Here is a 15,484-nt window from a genome sequence, read left to right on the forward strand (position 1 = left end):
TAATCGAAATCCGGATATGGCCTTGCCCAGGTCCAGGACCTGGTCTTCCGCGTGACGTTTGACGCTTTTCGTCAAATGACTGGTGGCCGGGGCGGGGCGGTATGTAGGTTGCGCTTACAGCCAGAGCCACTTACACATCTGACAGTGAGCCGGTCGTCGACCGCCACTCACCCACCACGCGACACCTCGCACCGCACCGCACACCGCCCGGGGGAATTCACTGTCATGCCCACGCCTACTCCGTCCCACGAGTCCCGCCCGGGCCGGTTGTCCGCCCTCCGGCGAGCCGCCGTCGACAGCGTCTCCGGACTGCCCCGGCAGTTCTGGTGGCTCTGGACCAGCACCCTGATCAACCGGCTGGGCGCGTTCGTCGCCACGTTCCTGGCCCTCTACCTCACCGTCGAGCGCGGCTACTCCGCCTCGTACGCGGGCCTGGTCGGCGCGCTCTACGGACTCGGCGGGGTGATCTCCTCCGTGGGCGCCGGGGTGCTGACCGACCGGCTCGGGCGGCGGCCCACGATGCTGATCGCGCAGCTGTCGACGTCGGTGTCCGTGGCGGTGCTCGGCTTCATGGAGGACCCGGTGGCCATCGCGGTGGTGGCCGGCGTCGTCGGGATGGCGACCAACGCCTCCCGCCCCGCCGTCCAGGCGATGATGGCCGACATCGTCGCCCCCGAGGACCGGGTGCGCGCCTTCTCCCTCAACTACTGGGCGATCAACCTCGGTTTCGCGATCTCCTCCACCGCGGCCGGCCTCATCGCGCAGCACGGCTATCTGGCCCTCTTCCTCGGCGAATCGACGCTGGTGCTGACCTGCGCGCTGGTGGTCTTCTGCAAGCTCCCCGAATCCCGCCCCACCGCCGACACCCCGGCCGGCCCGCAGGACCCCGCCGCCGAGGGCGCGTCCGCCGCCCCGGTCTCCATGCTGACCGTGCTGCGCGACGGCCGCTTCATGACCGTCGTCGGCCTCAACCTCCTGCTGGCCCTGCTCTTCCAGCAGGCCTACGTCTCCATGCCGGTCTCGATGGGACAGGACGGCTTCTCCAGCGCGGACTTCGGCGCCGTCATCGCGGTCAACGGCATCCTGATCGTCCTCCTGCAGATCCCGGTGACCCGCTTCATCGAGCACCGCAGCCCCGCGACGCTCCTCATCGGCTCGGCACTGCTCGCCGGCTACGGCTTCGGGCTGACCGCGCTGGCCGGCTCGGTCGCCATGTACGCCCTCGCGGTCGCCGTCTGGACGCTCGGCGAGATCATCAACTCCCCCACCCAGATGGGCCTGGTGGTACGCCTCTCCCCCGTACACGGCCGCGGCCGCTACCAGGGCATGTACGCGCTCTCCTGGTCCATCGCCTCCCTGTCCGCCCCGCTGATCGGCGGCACGGTCATCGACCACTACGGCGCGAACGCCCTCTGGGCCGGTTGCGCGGTGGTCGGCACGGTGGCGGCCCTCGGCTACGGCCTCCTGCTGCGCAGCCTCCCGGCCCAGCCGGCCACGACCACCACTTCCCCTTCCGCTTCCGCTCCTGCCACCGCACCGGCGGCCGCTCCGGCGACGGGGGAACCGGTCGCGTGACGGCGGGCTGAGCGCCGGAAACCCGTCGCCCTTCAAGCCCTTCGTGGCCGGCCTCGCGGCCATGTCACACGCCGCGACCACGCCCCGGTCCAGGACCTCGTACGTCCGCCTCCCCTGCCGGGCCTCCTCCGAGCAGCCGTACGAAGGCGACCACGAACGCCGCTGCCGGCCCCGGTTACCGACCCCGCACGCTCGCCGAGGCGCGCGCGCATGGCCTACGCCAAGGCCACCGGTGAGCCGTTCGCCCGCGCTCCGGTGCGCCACCGGGTGCCGTGACCAGTCCCCGCAGACGAGGCACCGGGGGCCCGGCCACGCGATGTTCGTGGTAGCCCCACCCCCAAGAGACGTGGCTGCACGGTCGAGCCGGGCGGGGCGTTTCGGGACGCTGGTGGTGTGTACGGGCGGGCCGGCGAGCGGTCCGGGCGTACGGGCGATCCGGCGGAACGGGCGGGGAGTTGGGCATGGGCACGGGTGTGGAGCGACGGGTGACGCGGTGGGGCGCGGCGGTCGGGGTGCTGGCGATGGGCGGGGCGCTGGTGGCGGGAGGGGCGATAGCGACGGCCGGTACGGCGCCGGAGAAGCCATCCGCGACGGGCCGGCCGGCCGGTACGGGGGAAAGCCGTGCGTCGGCAGCCATGACCCTCCCGGCGCCCACCGGCCGCTACCAGGTCGGCACGGCGGCCCTGCATCTGATCGACCGTCAGCGGCGCGATCCGTGGGGTGGCGGGACCCCGGGGCACCGGTACCGGGAGTTGATGGTCAGCGTTCGGTATCCGGCGGGCGCAACGGCCGGGCGGTATCCGCGTGCCGCGCAGATGACGCCGCGTGAGGCGGCCGCGTTCGACCGGATGAACAGCTTCTCGGAGCAGGTACCGCCGGGGAAGGTCGCCTGGCAGGCCACCCGGACCGCCGCGCACACGGGGGCACCGGTGGCGGCGCGGCGGCCCGGGCAGCGGCTGCCGGTGGTGCTCTACTCCCCCGGCGCGGGCGATCCGCGCGGATTCGGCAGCACGCTCTGCGACGAACTGGCGTCACGCGGATACGTGGTGGTCACCCTCGACCACACCTACGAGGCGCCGGCCGTGGAGTTCCCGGGCGGGCGGGTGGCCCGCAGCGTGATGCCGGCGGAGATCACCAAGGCGCAGAAGGCCGGGCGGATGACGGAGCTGCTGCGGAAGGTCAGCGCGGTGCGGGTGGCCGACACCCGGTTCGTGCTCGACGAGTTGGGCCGGCGGGGGGACGCCTCCCCGCTGCCGCGCGGGCTGCGCGGGGTGCCGGACATGGGCGCCGTGGGGATGTTCGGGCAGTCGGCCGGCGGGTTCACCGCGGCGCAGACGATGCACGACGACCGGCGGATCCGGGCCGCGGCGAACCTGGACGGGGTGATGGGCTACACCCAGCGGGACGACGACCCGTCGAACCCGTCGACGGTCGGCCGGGACGGCGTCGACCGGCCGTTGCTGCTGATGGGGATGGACGGGGACACCCACCACACGGTGGCCTCCTGGGGCGCGGTCTGGGAACACAGCAAGGGCCGGCACGGCGCCTGGCTGCGCGACCTGACGCTGCGCGGCAGCCGCCACGCGACGTACACGGACGCGGAGACGCTGATCCCACAGGTCGCCCGGCGGGTGGGGCTGCCTCCGGCCGAGGTGGCGAAGATGATCGGGTCGGTGCGGCCGGCCCGGGCGGTCGCGGCCCAACGGGCCTACGTCTCGGCGTTCTTCGACCGGTGGCTGCGCGGACGGGAGGACGGCGGGCTGCTGGACCGGCCGTCCGCGCACTACCCGGAGGTCCGGTTCGTACCGTGAGCACGCGGACCTGCCCGGCCGGTCCCCACGGACCGGCCGGGCAGCTCGCCTTCCCGCCCCCTCACTCCGGCGACGACGCGTAATGCACCGTCTTCGCCGTCAGCAGGAACAGGTCCGGGCGCCGGTCGACGCCCGCCGGGTCGGCCGGGTCGAGGAGCCGGTCCAGGGTCGCGAGGTCCTCGGCGTCCAGGTGGTCGGCGAGGGTGTCCCGGCAGCGCTCCAGGGACCGCCGTACGAACTGCCGGGTGCCGTCCTCCAGCGGGGCCGGCCGGTCCACGAGGAAGGTCCGGCTCCGTGCGCCGGTGAGCCCCGCGGCCCGCAGCATGCCCGGCCAGTCCTCGACCACCGCCACCGAGCCGGGCAGCTCGTCCCGCATCCGGCCGAAGCGGACCGCGGTCGCGCCGTCGATGCGTTCCTGCAGGCCAGGACGGCCGAAGCCGAGGTCGCGCGGCAGCCAGCGGGGCGGCAGTCCGCCCTCGACGATGGCGAGGACGCCGCCCGGGGTGAGCAGGCGGGCCAGCCGGTTCAGGGCGTCCTGCTGGTCGCCGACGTGGTGCACGACCTGCCCGGACCACACCAGGTCCGCCGGGCCCAGGTCGGCGAGGCCCGCCGGGAATTCGGCGACCCTGGTCCGCAGCGGCACGCCGAGCCGCTCGGCCCGCTCCCGGGCACGGACCAGCAGCTCCGGCGTGCCGTCCACCGCCGTGACCTCGGCCTGCGGGAACAGCGCCGCCAGTCGGCAGGCGGCCACCCCGGGGCCGCTGCCGATGTCCAGGACACGGCGCGGGCTCAGCTGCGTCAGCTCCTCGAACGCCTGGCGCACGTAGGGACTGTGGACCTCGCCCTCCAGCTCCAGCAGATCGGCCATCGCGGCCCAGTCGAAGTCGTCGTCGTGCCCGAGGTGGCCGTGGTGGTGCTGCCCGTGCTTGTCGCCGCTCATCGCTTCCGTCCCTCCGGTTGGTGTGCCGTCAGCTCCATGCCGACGATGCGGCTGACCGGGGCACACCGGCAATCTTTATTGCCGTTCTGGCAATCTCCCCACGTACCCGTCTGTCCCGCCGTCGGGGTTGTTCGCCGTTGCGCGCTTTGCGGCGCCCCGCACGTACCCGGCCGTCCCGCCGCGGGGCTTGTTCGCCGTTGCGCCTGGCGGCGGGCGTTGTTTGTCGGGTGCGGTGCCGGCCCTCCAGACTTCGTCCTCCGGTCCAGCCCCTCCCGTGAGTGGGAGTTTCTGAGCTGGTTGGGGGCGTGCGTTGTCTGTTGCCTGCACGCACGTGGCATTACGTACACCCCCACCGGCCTTTCCCACTCCTCCAACGGGAGGGGACGGGCCGGAGGGGCCGGTTGTGTGGACGTAAAGCGTCAGCAGTCCACACAACCGGCCCCGGAGGCCCGTCACCGCACCCAACAACCACCCAGCCCGCCGCAGGCGCAACGGCGAGAAACCACCACGGCGGGACAGCCAGGTACGTGGGCTACTCGCCCCTACGCGTCAGATGCGCGAAAGCGTCCAAGTTCCGCGTCGACTCCCCCCGCGAGACCCGCCACGCGTACTCCTTGCGGATGGCCGTGGCGAAGCCCATTTCGAGGAGGGTGTTGAAGCTGCCGTCGGCGTTCTCGAGGACGGTGCCGAGGATGCGGTCCAGCTCGTCCGGTGTGACCGCGATGAGCGGCAGCTTGCCGGCGAGGTAGATGTCGCCGAGCTTGTCGATCGCGTAACTCACGCCGTAGAGGCGGGTGTTGCGCTCCAGGAGCCACCGGTGCACGGCCTCGTGGTTCTCGTCCGGGCGGCGGACGACGAAGGCGTTGATGGAGAGGGAGTGCCGGCCGACGATGAGCGAGCAGGTCGTCGACAGCTTGCGGGTCCCGGGGAGCTTGACGACGTAGTTGCCGTCGGACGGGGACTCCCATTCCAGGCCGGCGTCGTCCAGCGCCGTCTCGATCACCCGCCGTGCGTCCGCGGGGCGTACGTCGTCAGCCTGGGGCAGGTCGTCAGCCATGGGCCGATCGTAGGTGACGCCGCCGCTCCTGCATCGCGGCGGTGTAGACGTCGCCGGTGGCCGCGGCGGCGGTGTCCCAGCCGAAGGACTGCGCGTGCCGGGCGGCGTCGGCGCCCATGCGGGTGGCGAGGTCCGGGTCCTCGAGGAAGCGCCGCAGGGCGCGGGCGTAGTCGGCGGGGTCGTGGCCGGTGACGAGGAAGCCGCTGACGCCGTCGCGGACGGCCACCGGCAGGCCGCCGACCGCGGCGGCGATGACCGGGGTGCCGCAGGCCTGGGCCTCGATGGCGACCAGGCCGAAGGACTCGCTGTACGAGGGCATGACCAGGACGGAGGCGGCGCGGTACCAGTCGGCGAGCTGTTCCTGGCCGACCGGCGGGCGGAACCGCACGAGGTCGGCGATGCCCAGCCGGGCGGCGAGCTTCTGCAGGCCCTCGGGCTTGGCCAGGCCGCTGCCGCTGGGGCCGCCGACGACCGGTACGACGAGCCGGGAGCGCAGTGAGGGGTCCTCGGCCAGCAGGGCGGCGGTCGCGCGCAGCAGGATGTCGGGGGCCTTGAGGGGCTGTATGCGCCCGGCGAAGAGCGGGATGACCGCGTCCTGGGGGAGGCCGAGGCGGGCGCGGGCCGCGGCCCGGCTCTCGGCGATGCCGCCGTGGGTGGGCCGGAAGCGGTCGAGGTTGACGCCGGGGTGGACGACCGCGACCCGGCCGGGGGCGGCGTCGTAATGCCGGATCAGCTCGTCGGCCTCCTCGGCGGTGTTGGCTATCAGGCGGTCGGCGGCCCGGACGACCTGGGTCTCGCCGATGACCCGGGCGGCCGGCTCGGGGGTGTCACCGACGGCAAGGGCGGCGTTCTTGACCTTGGCCATGGTGTGCATGGCGTGCACCAGCGGGACGCCCCAGCGCTCGGCGGCGAGCCAGCCGACGTGGCCGGAGAGCCAGTAGTGGGAGTGGACCAGGTCGTAGTAGCCGGGGCGGTGGCCGGCCCAGGCCTGCATCACGCCGTGGGTGAAGGCGCACAGCTGGGCGGGGAGCTCCTCCTTGGCCAGGCCCTCGTAGGGGCCGGCGTCGACGTGCCGGACGAGGACGCCGGGGGCGAGGTCGACGGCGGGCGGGAGGGTGCCCGTGGTGGCGCGGGTGAAGATCTCCACCTCGATGTTGATCGAGGCGAGCTTCTTGGCGAGCTCGACGATGTAGACGTTCATGCCGCCGGCGTCGCCGGTGCCGGGCTGGTGCAGCGGGGAGGTGTGGACGCTGAGCATCGCCACCCGGCGCGGACGGCGCGCGCCGCCGGGCAGACGCAGCCGCGACGGTGCCGGGAACGGGCCATGGGGACGGCTGCGGAGCCGGGACACATAGGGGCTCACGTCGAGCTACCTCCTAGCCGGGGCGCGGCGGCACGCCACCGACCTGCTGCAACAACACATCCGGGCGATGCATTTCCGTCCGGCGGTCCATCGTCGCACTTTGCCAAAGTGTGACCGTTCGGTGCACGTGACCGATCGCACGTGACCGTGGGACAAGGAGGGCTCCGGCCCCCCATACTCTCGAAGCCATGCCCCGCCGCCCCACCCCCGCTCACCCCGCGCCGACCCGGCCCGTCGGCAGTGCGACCCGCGGGACCACCAACCCCAACCGGCTGCGCCGGATGGACCGCTGGATAGCCGCGGAACACGGCGCCGCGCTGCGCCGCGCGGCCGACCCGGTCGCGGTCGACCTCGGCTACGGCGCCGCGCCCTGGACCGCCGTCGAGCTGCTGGGCCGGCTGCGCACGGTCCGCCCCGACGCCCGGGTCGTCGGCATAGAGATCGACCCGGCGCGGGTGGCGGCCGCCCGCCCGTACGAGAAGCCGGGGCTGGACTTCCTGCACGGCGGCTTCGAGGTGCCGCTGCCCGGCGACCGGGGGCGGGCGCCGGTCCTGATACGGGCCGCGAACGTGCTGCGGCAGTACGACGAGGACGAGGTGGCCGCCGTCTGGCGGCGGCTGTGTGCGCGGCTGGCCCCCGGCGGGCTGCTGGTCGAGGGCACCTGCGACGAGATAGGGCGCCGGCACGTATGGGTGGCGCTGGGCCCCGAAGGGCCTCGCACGGTCACCTTCGCGGCCCGGCTCGGCACCCTGGAGACCCCCTCCGACCTGGCCGAACGCCTCCCCAAGGCGCTGATACACCGCAATGTGCCGGGCGAACCGGTGCACGCCTTCCTGCGCGACTTCGACCGGGCCTGGGCGGCCGCCGCCCCGCTGGGTGCGCTCGGGGCGCGGCAGCGGTGGCGGGCCGCGGTGACGTCCCTCGCGGCGGACTGGCCGCTGGCCGGTGACCCGCGGCGGCGGCGCCAGGGCGAGGTCACCGTGCGCTGGGAGGCGCTGGCGCCGCGCGGCTAGGCGCGGTCCGGTGCGTTCGTCCCCGCGAGCGCCCGCGCGCCCGCCCGGACCACGGTCACACCGCCAGCGGGGTCGCCGCCGGGCCGCGGGCCGCGGCGGGCCGGGCCGCCAGTTCGCGCAGCCGCCGCTCGGTCGTCGAGCCGCGCGGGGCCGTGTACGTGACCAGCGCCTGGTCCGGGTCGGTGGTGAGCCGGAAGCTCTCGAAGGTGATCTCCAGCTCGCCGACGTCCGGGTGCCTCAGGCGCTTGGTCCCGCGCAGGCACTCGCGCACCGACTGGGCCTCCCAGATCCGCCGGAACTCCGCGCTGCGCGCCAGCAGTTCGTTCACGACCTCGCAGATCCGCGGGTCGTCCGGGTGCCGGCCGCTGTCGGCGCGCAGATTGCCGACCACCTCGACGGCCTTGTCCTCCCAGTCGGGGTGCAGCGCGCGGGCCGCCGGGTCGAGGAAGACCAGCAGTGCGGTGTTCCGCCGGTCCGGGCTGAGCGCGTCCAGGTCGAAGGCGATCCGGCCGCCGAGCGCGTTCCAGGCCAGGATGTCCAGGCCGCGGCCGATGACCATGGCCGGGACGGTGCTCGCCATGGCGTCCAGCAGCTGCCGGATCTCCGGCCGTACGGTCCGCCCGGCAACCGGCCCGGGCACGCACTCCGCCTCGCTCCGGCGCCGGGGCACGGCGATGTTGCGCAGGTACGTCACCTCGCCGCCGGACAGTCGCAGCGCCCGCGCGATGGCGTCCAGGACGGAGTCGGAGATGGCGGGCGCCCGGCCCTGCTCGATGCGGGTGTAGTAGTCGACGCTGATCCCGGCGAGCTGGGCGACCTCCTCGCGCCGCAGCCCGCGCACCCGGCGGCGGCCGATCCCGCTCGGCAGGCCCAGGTCGGCCGGGTCGAGCGCGGCGCGGCGCGCCTTGAGGAACGAGCTGATCTCGATTTCCGCGTGCAGCATCCGTCCAGTATGCGCCGCGGCGCCGCAAGGGTGGTTCCGCCGGACCCAGGCTGCGACGGGCCTGGTCCGCTCCGGCCGGCCCCACCAGTCTGGTGCGCACGCATCCACCGATGCACCGCATCCACCACCGCACCACGGGCACCGACGCGCACGCACGCACCGGTGCGGGGCACGTCCGTGCCGGTGCGGGCACCCACGAGAACGGACAGGGAGCAGCTCATGCAGCGCAGGATCCTCGGCGGCACCGGCATCTCGGTCAGCGAGTACGCGCTCGGCGCGATGATGCTCGGCGCCTGGGGCAACACCGATCAGGACGACTGCGTACGGATCGTGCACCGTGCGCTGGACGCCGGTATCAACTTCGTGGACACCGCGGACATGTACGCGGCGGGCGGGTCCGAGGAGATCGTCGGCAAGGCGCTCAAGGGGCGCCGCGACGACGTCGTACTGGCCAGCAAGTTCTTCAACCCGATGGGCCCGGACGCCAACCACGGCGGCACCTCCCGGCGTTGGATCGTGCGCGCGGTGGAGGACAGCCTGCGCCGGCTGGACACCGACCACCTCGACCTCTACCAGGTGCACCGCCCCGACCCCACCACCGACATCGACGAGACGCTGTCCGCGCTCTCGGACCTGGTCCGCTCCGGCAAGGTGCGGGCGATCGGCACCTCGACGTTCCCCGCCGAGGAGATCGTCGAGGCGCAGTGGACCGCCGAGCGCCGCGGCCACGTCCGCTTCCGCACCGAGCAGCCGCCGTACTCGATGCTGGCGCGCGGGGTGGAGAACGCGGTGCTGCCGACCGCGCAGCGCCACGGCATGGGCGTGCTGACCTGGGGCCCGCTCAGCGCCGGCTGGCTCTCCGGCCGCGACCTCTCGGCCAGTTCGCGGGCCGCCCTGGAGTCCCGGAAGTTCGACCTGTCGGTCCCGGAGAACGCCCGCAAGGCCGAGGCGGTCCGCGCGCTGTCCGAGGTCGCGTCCGACGCCGGTCTCACCCTCCCCCACCTGGCCACCGCCTTCGTCCGCTCGCACCCGGCGGTGACCTCGGTCATCATCGGCCCGCGCACCCTCGACCAGTTGGAGAGCCTGCTGGACGGCGCCGAGGTCACCCTCGACGCGGACGTCCTGGACCGGATCGACGCCATCGTCCCCCCGGGCACCGACCTCAACCGCGCCGACAACTACTACCTGCCCCCGGCCGTCGCGGATCCGGCACTGCGGCGCCGCTGACGCGGGTCCGCGCTCAGGCCAGGTGCAGCGCGGCGAGCAGCGCGTCGACCAGTGGCCGGTCCCGTTCCTGGGTGAGCCGGCCCCGGGCCTCCTCCGGCGGCAGCCACACCAGCCGGTCGACCTCGTCGGTCGGCGTGAACGCCCCCGCCAGCGCCTCGGCGGCCCAGTAACGGACCTGCTTGGGCCGCCCGTTGGCGAAGTAGTACGAGGTCGGCAGGGGCGCGCCGGGGCGGCAGTCCATGCCGGTCTCCTCGGCCACCTCGCGGACCGCTCCGGCCAGTGCGTCCTCGCCGCGCTTGAGCTTGCCCTTCGGGTGCGACCAGTCGTCATATTTCGGCCGGTGGACGAGCGCGATCTCCAGCCCGTGCTCGGCGGACGGGCGACGCCGCCACAGGACGCAGCCCGCGGCCCGCACCGCCTTGCCGGCGTCCGGCTTACGTGCGTCCGGCTTGCGTGCGTCCGGCTTGCGGGCCGGCCGCTCTCCGGGGGCGGTCATCGGTCCACCCCCTTCAGCGCCTTCTCCCGTGACAGCCAGACGCGGCCGAAGGCGTAGCGGGCCGCCTCGACCTGGTGGCGCTGGTCGGCGTGGAGGACGCCGAGGGCGTACGCGGTGGCCGGGGCGATGCGCGGGGTGCGGGCCGCGGCGGCGGCTGCGGCGGCGGCCTCGGCGGCGTCGCGGTGGCCCTCCAGGAGCCGGGCCGCCTCCGCCAGACGGGGGTCGGCGTGCTCGGGGACGAGCACCTCCTGGGCGTAGCGGCTCAGCCGGAGCAGCACCCGGACCTGGTGCCAGGACGCGTCCTGGCGGGCGCCGTCGGCCAGCGCCTCGGCGTTGTACGGCTGGCCGGCGCGGACCAGCGGCAGCGCGCCGACCGCCTCGGCGAGCCGGCGGCCGGACTGCTCGGCGAGCGGCGGCAGCGCCTCGGCGGCCGGGACGTCCGCGGCCGCACGGATCAGCGGCACCTCGGAGGCGAGCACGGCGACGGAGTCGGCGACCGCGTGGAAGCGGGACGAGCCCAGGGCCTGGAGCGCGGCGGAGTGGGCGCGGGTGCGGGCGAGGGTGAGCTGGCGGTCCAGCAGCGCCCCGGCCCGCGCGGCACCGGCCGCGAGAACGGCATCGGCGTCCGGGACCTCGGCCTCCCGCCCCTCGGCGGGCCCGGTGTCGGGGGCCTCCGTCCTACGGGCGCCGGTGTCCCGCGCGTCGGCGTTCCGGGCTCCGGCGTTCCGGGCGCCGGTGGCCCGGGTTCCGCCCGGTGGTTCGGCGCGCTCGGTCCGTGCGCCGCGGCCGGTGCGCGGGGCGCGGTCGGTGCCGCGCTCGGGGCGGTCGGTGCGGCCGGTCAGGCGCGTCAGGGCGGCCATCAGCCGGTCGCGGCGGGCCGCGCAGGCCTGTTCGCGGGCCAGGGTCCCGGACAACCAGCCCAGTTCGGCGAGGAGTTGGTCGGCCCAGGCCTCTTCGGTCAGCGGCCGGAAGGTGTGCAGGGTGGCGCTGATCCGGCGGGCCGCGCGGCGCAGCCCGCGGGCGGCCGCGCCGGCGCCCTCGGCGTCCGGGCCGCTCTCCCGGTGCAGCCGCAGACCGCGCAGGAAGTCCGCGGACTGCTGGTGGAGGTAGCCGGCGAGCACGTCCTCGGCGGTGCGCCCGGCGAGGTGCGGGCCGGCTCCGGCACCGGCCGCCGGGTCGTCGTACGGCACCGGCGGACCGTACGGTCCGTAGCGTCCGTCCACCACCGCGGCACGGGCGCCGGCCGCCCCGCCGGGCTCGCATCCGGTGCCGAGGAGACCGGCCGGCCCCCCGGTCCGCTGGTCAGGTCGCTGGGCCACGCCGGCGCCTCCGGGCGTCGATGAGCATTTCCTGTACGTTGCGCAGCGGCGCGCCGTCCGCGTCCACGGCGCGCCGGGTCCAGTCGCCGTCCGGGCCCAGGTGCCAGGAGGACGTGGTGTCCGAGGTACCGGTCTCCAGGAGCCGGTTGAGGGCGGCGCGGTGCGCCGGGTCGGTGACCCGGACCAGCGCCTCGATCCGCCGGTCGAGGTTGCGGTGCATCATGTCGGCGCTGCCGAGCCACACCTCGGGCTCGCCGCCGTTGCCGAAGACGAAGATCCGGGAGTGTTCCAGGAAGCGGCCGAGGATGCTGCGCACCCGGACGTTCTCGCTGAGGCCGGGCACTCCCGGTCGCAGCGCGCAGATGCCGCGCACCCAGACGTCGACCGGGACGCCGGCCTGCGAGGCGCGGTAGAGCGCGTCGATGACGGCCTCGTCGACCATCGAGTTGACCTTGATGCGGACGTAGGCGGGCCGGCCCGCGCGCTGGTGCGCGATCTCCTTGGTGATCCGCTGGATCAGGCCGTCGCGCAGGGACTTGGGGGCGACCAGGAGGCGGCGGTAGGTCTCCCGGCGGGAGTAGCCGCTCAGCCGGTTGAAGAGGTCGGAGAGGTCGGCGCCCACCTGCGCATCGGCGGTCAGCAGCCCGAGGTCCTCGTAGAGCCGGGCCGTCTTGGGGTGGTAGTTGCCGGTGCCCACGTGGGAGTAGCGGCGCAGCATGTCGCCCTCCTGGCGGACCACGAGGGAGAGCTTGCAGTGCGTCTTCAGGCCGACCAGGCCGTAGACGACGTGGCAGCCCGCCTCCTCCAGCTTGCGGGCCCACTTGATGTTGGCCTGTTCGTCGAACCGGGCCTTGATCTCGACCAGCACCAGGACCTGTTTGCCGGATTCGGCCGCGTCTATCAGGGCGTCGACGATCGGCGAGTCGCCGGAGGTGCGGTAGAGGGTCTGCTTGATGGCGAGCACGTCGGGGTCGGCCGCGGCCTGCTCCAGGAACGCCTGCACGGAGGTGGAGAAGGAGTCGTAGGGGTGGTGCAGCAGGACGTCGCGGGCGCGCAGCGCGGCGAAGATGTCCGGGGCCGAGGCGGACTCCACCTCGGCGAGGTCGCGGTGGGTGCCGGCGACGAACTTGGGGTACTTCAGCTCGGGCCGGTCCAGCGCTCCTATGCCGAACAGTCCGGTCAGGTCCAGCGGGCCGGGCAGCGGGTAGACCTCGGCGTCGGAGATCTTCAGTTCCTGGACGAGCAGGTCGAGCACCGCCGGGTCGATGGACTCCTCGACCTCCAGCCGGACCGGCGGTCCGAACCGCCGCCGCATCAGCTCCTTCTCCAGTGCCTGGAGGAGGTTCTCGGCGTCGTCCTCCTCGACCTCCAGGTCCTCGTTGCGGGTCACCCGGAACATGTGGTGCGCGCGCACCTCCATGCCCGGGAACAGCTCCTCCAGGTGGGCGGCGATGACGTCCTCGATGGGGACGTAGCGCTGCGGGGAGGCCTCCAGGAAGCGGGAGAGCAGCGGCGGGACCTTGACCCGGGCGAAGTGGTCGTGGCCGCTGACCGGGTTGCGGACGACGACGGCCAGGTTCAGCGAGAGGCCGGAGATGTACGGGAAGGGGTGCGCGGGGTCCACGGCCAGCGGCGTGAGCACCGGGAAGATCTGCTGCCGGAACAGGGTGAACAGCCGGGCCTGTTCCTTCTCGGTCAGATCGGGCCAGCGGATCAGGTGGATGCCCTGGTCGGCGAGGTCGGGGGCGATGTCCTGCTGGAAGCAGGCGGCGTGCCGGGCCATGAGCTCGCGCGAGCGGGTCCAGATCAGGTCCAGCACCTCGCGGGGCTGGAGGCCGGAGGCGGAGCGGGTGGCGACGCCGGTCGCTATCCGCCGCTTGAGTCCGGCGACCCGGACCATGAAGAACTCGTCGAGGTTGCTGGCGAAGATCGCCAGGAAGTTGGCGCGTTCGAGCAGCGGGGTGGCCGGGTCCTCGGCGAGTTCGAGCACCCGCTCGTTGAACGCCAGCCAGCTGCGTTCCCGGTCCAGGAAGCGGTCGGCGGGCAGCTCCGTGCCGTCCGCGCCCACCTCGCCCTGGTCCACATACGTGTCCGGGTCGGCGTCGAGGTCGGGTTCCAGGCCCGGCACCGTCCCGCGGACCGCGTGCGGCCGGTGTGCGGCGATGGAGCCCACGGAAGGCTGGGCCGAGGGGGCCGCCGGGGCCTTGGCGGGCCTGGTGGCCGGCATCTCGGGCTGGACCTGTGCCTGAGCGCTGGGCTGCTGGTTCATGGCCTTATTCTTCCGCGTCCGGGGGGTTCCAGGCGCGTCAGGAGGAGGCGGCGCGAGATGGAGCCTCGGGTTGGGGAGGTTCGGCACAGCGGGCTGCATTCAGCGATGCTCGCAACCGACCTTGAATCAGCGGTAACGCGGATGTGGCGCACAGGCAAGCGGGACGCTACGGCGCGGGGCCGGGCGGCGGGCCGCGGCGGCGCCCGGAGCGGGCGGTACCCGCGGCCACTTTGCCACCGCGCCGTCACTCTGTCACCGCCACCGTGACACATGAGAAATACCCTCAGCCTCAATTAAGCAAGACCTCATGCAATTCGGCGGAGCGCACCGGATTTCTCGCCCAAGATTTTCCGTGTCGCAGCGAAAGAGCCGCGAAGGGGAAATGTAAAAGAAATTCATCGAGCCGCGGAGAAATCCATGAGCTTCCGCAAGGTCGTCATCGCCGTCCCCGCCCGCCCGGCCGAGCCGGCCCGCCGGGGCGTCCCCGCCCGCCCGGCCCACCACTGCGGCCACGGCGACGTCGTCGTCAGCCACCGCGGCGGCGCGCGGACGACCGCCCCCGCCCGCCGGGCGATCGGCGGCTGATGGACCGTCGGTGACGGGCCCCGGTGCTGCGCCGGGGCCCGTCCCGGATCGCCGCGACCGGGCCGGCGAACGCCGGGAAGAACCTGAGAAAAACCTGAGAAAGGCACCGGAAAGGCCGGGGAAAGGCCGTGAAAGGCCACCGGAAGGCCGGGAAAAGAGCCGGGAAGAGCGGGAATGACGACGACGTACACGGCGGCGGAGAAAGGCGGACGCGGAAGAGCGGTCCGGCGTTCGTTCCGCGCTTTCTGGCCGCTGCTCAAAGGAGACCGGCGCTGGCTGGCGGTGATATGCGGCTGCGTGGTGGTCGCCTCCCTCACCGAAACCGCGGCCATTCCGCTGTTCGGCGAATTAACCGATCACGCCCTGCGGAAGGGCTCCCTGGACGCCTTCTGGGGACCGGCCGGCCAGTGGCTCGCGGTGGCCGTCTTCGGCGCCCTGATCGGCTACCTCGGCAACTCGCTGGCCGTGTGGGTGGCGGAACGCTTCGTGCTGCGGCTACGGGCCCGGGTCTTCGGGCACGTCCAGCTGCTGCCGCCGCACTTCTTCCAGCACCACCGGCAGGGCGATCTCGTCGCCCGGCTCACCGGAGACGTCGAGGCCATCGAGCAGATGATCGTCGAGGAATCCCTCGGCAACATCGTGCTCACCCAGGCGTACCGCCGGGAACGGGCGGAGGAGCGGCGGCTGGCGACCGAGGCCCGCGCGTGGCTGCGCGCCTCGGTGCGCGGGGCCCGGGTGAGCGAGCTCTACGCCCAGCTCGTCGAGGTGATCGAGACGGTCTGTGTGCTGGCCGTCATCGGGCTCGGCGTCTGGGAGATCTCCGCGGGCCGGATGACCCTCGGCCAGCTGCTCGTGTTCGCCGCCTTCCTCAGCTGCCTCTACCCGG

At 73.6% G+C, this 15,484-nt stretch carries 12 protein-coding genes and 1 pseudogene; 6 read left to right on the forward strand and 7 right to left on the reverse strand.

Annotation, left to right across the window (positions count from 1 at the left end):
* The first annotated feature begins 225 nt into the window (after positions 1-225).
* Both V2J85_RS36680 and V2J85_RS36685 read left to right on the forward strand, forming a co-directional pair.
* Entirely contained in the window at positions 226-1,575 is a 1,350-nt protein-coding gene (locus V2J85_RS36680) for an MDR family MFS transporter (protein WP_330824009.1), read from the forward strand.
* Positions 1,576-2,036: 461 nt separating this feature from the next.
* Complete coding sequence (locus V2J85_RS36685; protein ID WP_330824010.1) at positions 2,037-3,386, forward strand: alpha/beta hydrolase family protein; 1,350 nt, start codon at positions 2,037-2,039, stop codon at positions 3,384-3,386.
* A gap of 61 nt (positions 3,387-3,447) precedes the next feature.
* Here the strand turns inward: V2J85_RS36685 and V2J85_RS36690 are convergent, their stop codons facing one another.
* The 3 genes from V2J85_RS36690 to mshA all read right to left on the reverse strand — a co-directional run bounded on the left by V2J85_RS36690 (position 3,448) and on the right by mshA (position 6,746).
* Entirely contained in the window at positions 3,448-4,326 is an 879-nt protein-coding gene (locus V2J85_RS36690) for a class I SAM-dependent methyltransferase (protein ID WP_261956255.1), read from the reverse strand.
* Positions 4,327-4,858: 532 nt separating this feature from the next.
* Positions 4,859-5,383 (reverse strand): type III secretion system chaperone family protein, encoded by a 525-nt coding sequence (locus V2J85_RS36695; protein WP_261956256.1) that lies wholly within the window; start codon positions 5,381-5,383, stop codon positions 4,859-4,861.
* The gene (mshA, locus tag V2J85_RS36700) at positions 5,376-6,746 is read right to left on the reverse strand and encodes a D-inositol-3-phosphate glycosyltransferase (protein WP_261956257.1); all 1,371 of its coding nucleotides are present in this window, start codon (positions 6,744-6,746) and stop codon (positions 5,376-5,378) included. Before mshA ends, V2J85_RS36695 begins: the two co-directional genes overlap by 8 nt.
* A gap of 188 nt (positions 6,747-6,934) precedes the next feature.
* On the opposite strand from mshA, the gene V2J85_RS36705 reads away from it, so the two are divergent.
* A complete protein-coding gene (locus V2J85_RS36705; RefSeq protein ID WP_330824011.1) occupies positions 6,935-7,759 on the forward strand; it encodes a class I SAM-dependent methyltransferase in 825 nt (274 codons plus the stop codon).
* Positions 7,760-7,814: 55 nt separating this feature from the next.
* Here V2J85_RS36705 and V2J85_RS36710 read toward each other — a convergent pair whose 3' ends face one another.
* Positions 7,815-8,702 carry a helix-turn-helix transcriptional regulator gene (locus V2J85_RS36710; protein ID WP_330824012.1) on the reverse strand — a complete coding sequence of 296 codons (888 nt, stop codon included), beginning with the start codon at positions 8,700-8,702 and terminating at the stop codon, positions 7,815-7,817.
* 219 nt (positions 8,703-8,921) lie between these two features.
* On the opposite strand from V2J85_RS36710, the gene V2J85_RS36715 reads away from it, so the two are divergent.
* Positions 8,922-9,929, forward strand: a complete 1,008-nt coding sequence (locus V2J85_RS36715) for an aldo/keto reductase (protein ID WP_330824013.1) — start codon at positions 8,922-8,924, stop codon at positions 9,927-9,929.
* A 13-nt stretch (positions 9,930-9,942) separates the two neighbouring features.
* Here the strand turns inward: V2J85_RS36715 and V2J85_RS36720 are convergent, their stop codons facing one another.
* Genes V2J85_RS36720 through V2J85_RS36730 form a run of 3 tightly spaced genes read right to left on the reverse strand, consistent with a single transcriptional unit; the run spans position 9,943 to position 14,013 of the window.
* On the reverse strand, positions 9,943-10,425 hold the full coding sequence (locus V2J85_RS36720) for an NUDIX hydrolase (protein WP_330824014.1): 483 nt from the start codon (positions 10,423-10,425) through the stop codon (positions 9,943-9,945).
* Positions 10,422-11,744 carry a CHAD domain-containing protein gene (locus V2J85_RS36725; protein WP_330824015.1) on the reverse strand — a complete coding sequence of 441 codons (1,323 nt, stop codon included), beginning with the start codon at positions 11,742-11,744 and terminating at the stop codon, positions 10,422-10,424. The genes V2J85_RS36720 and V2J85_RS36725 overlap by 4 nt, the downstream gene beginning before the upstream one ends.
* Positions 11,728-14,013, reverse strand: a complete 2,286-nt coding sequence (locus tag V2J85_RS36730) for an RNA degradosome polyphosphate kinase (protein WP_330824016.1) — start codon at positions 14,011-14,013, stop codon at positions 11,728-11,730. The genes V2J85_RS36725 and V2J85_RS36730 overlap by 17 nt, the downstream gene beginning before the upstream one ends.
* Before the next feature lie 417 nt (positions 14,014-14,430).
* On the opposite strand from V2J85_RS36730, the gene V2J85_RS36735 reads away from it, so the two are divergent.
* The gene (locus V2J85_RS36735) at positions 14,431-14,598 is read left to right on the forward strand and encodes a hypothetical protein (RefSeq protein ID WP_261956264.1); all 168 of its coding nucleotides are present in this window, start codon (positions 14,431-14,433) and stop codon (positions 14,596-14,598) included.
* 174 nt (positions 14,599-14,772) lie between these two features.
* Positions 14,773-15,465, forward strand: a pseudogene (locus V2J85_RS36740) (ABC transporter transmembrane domain-containing protein); the annotation flags it as partial.
* Positions 15,466-15,484 lie beyond the last annotated feature (19 nt).

Source organism: Streptomyces bugieae (genome assembly GCF_036352915.1).
In the GTDB taxonomy this organism is placed as follows: Bacteria; Actinomycetota; Actinomycetes; order Streptomycetales; family Streptomycetaceae; genus Streptomyces; species Streptomyces endophytica.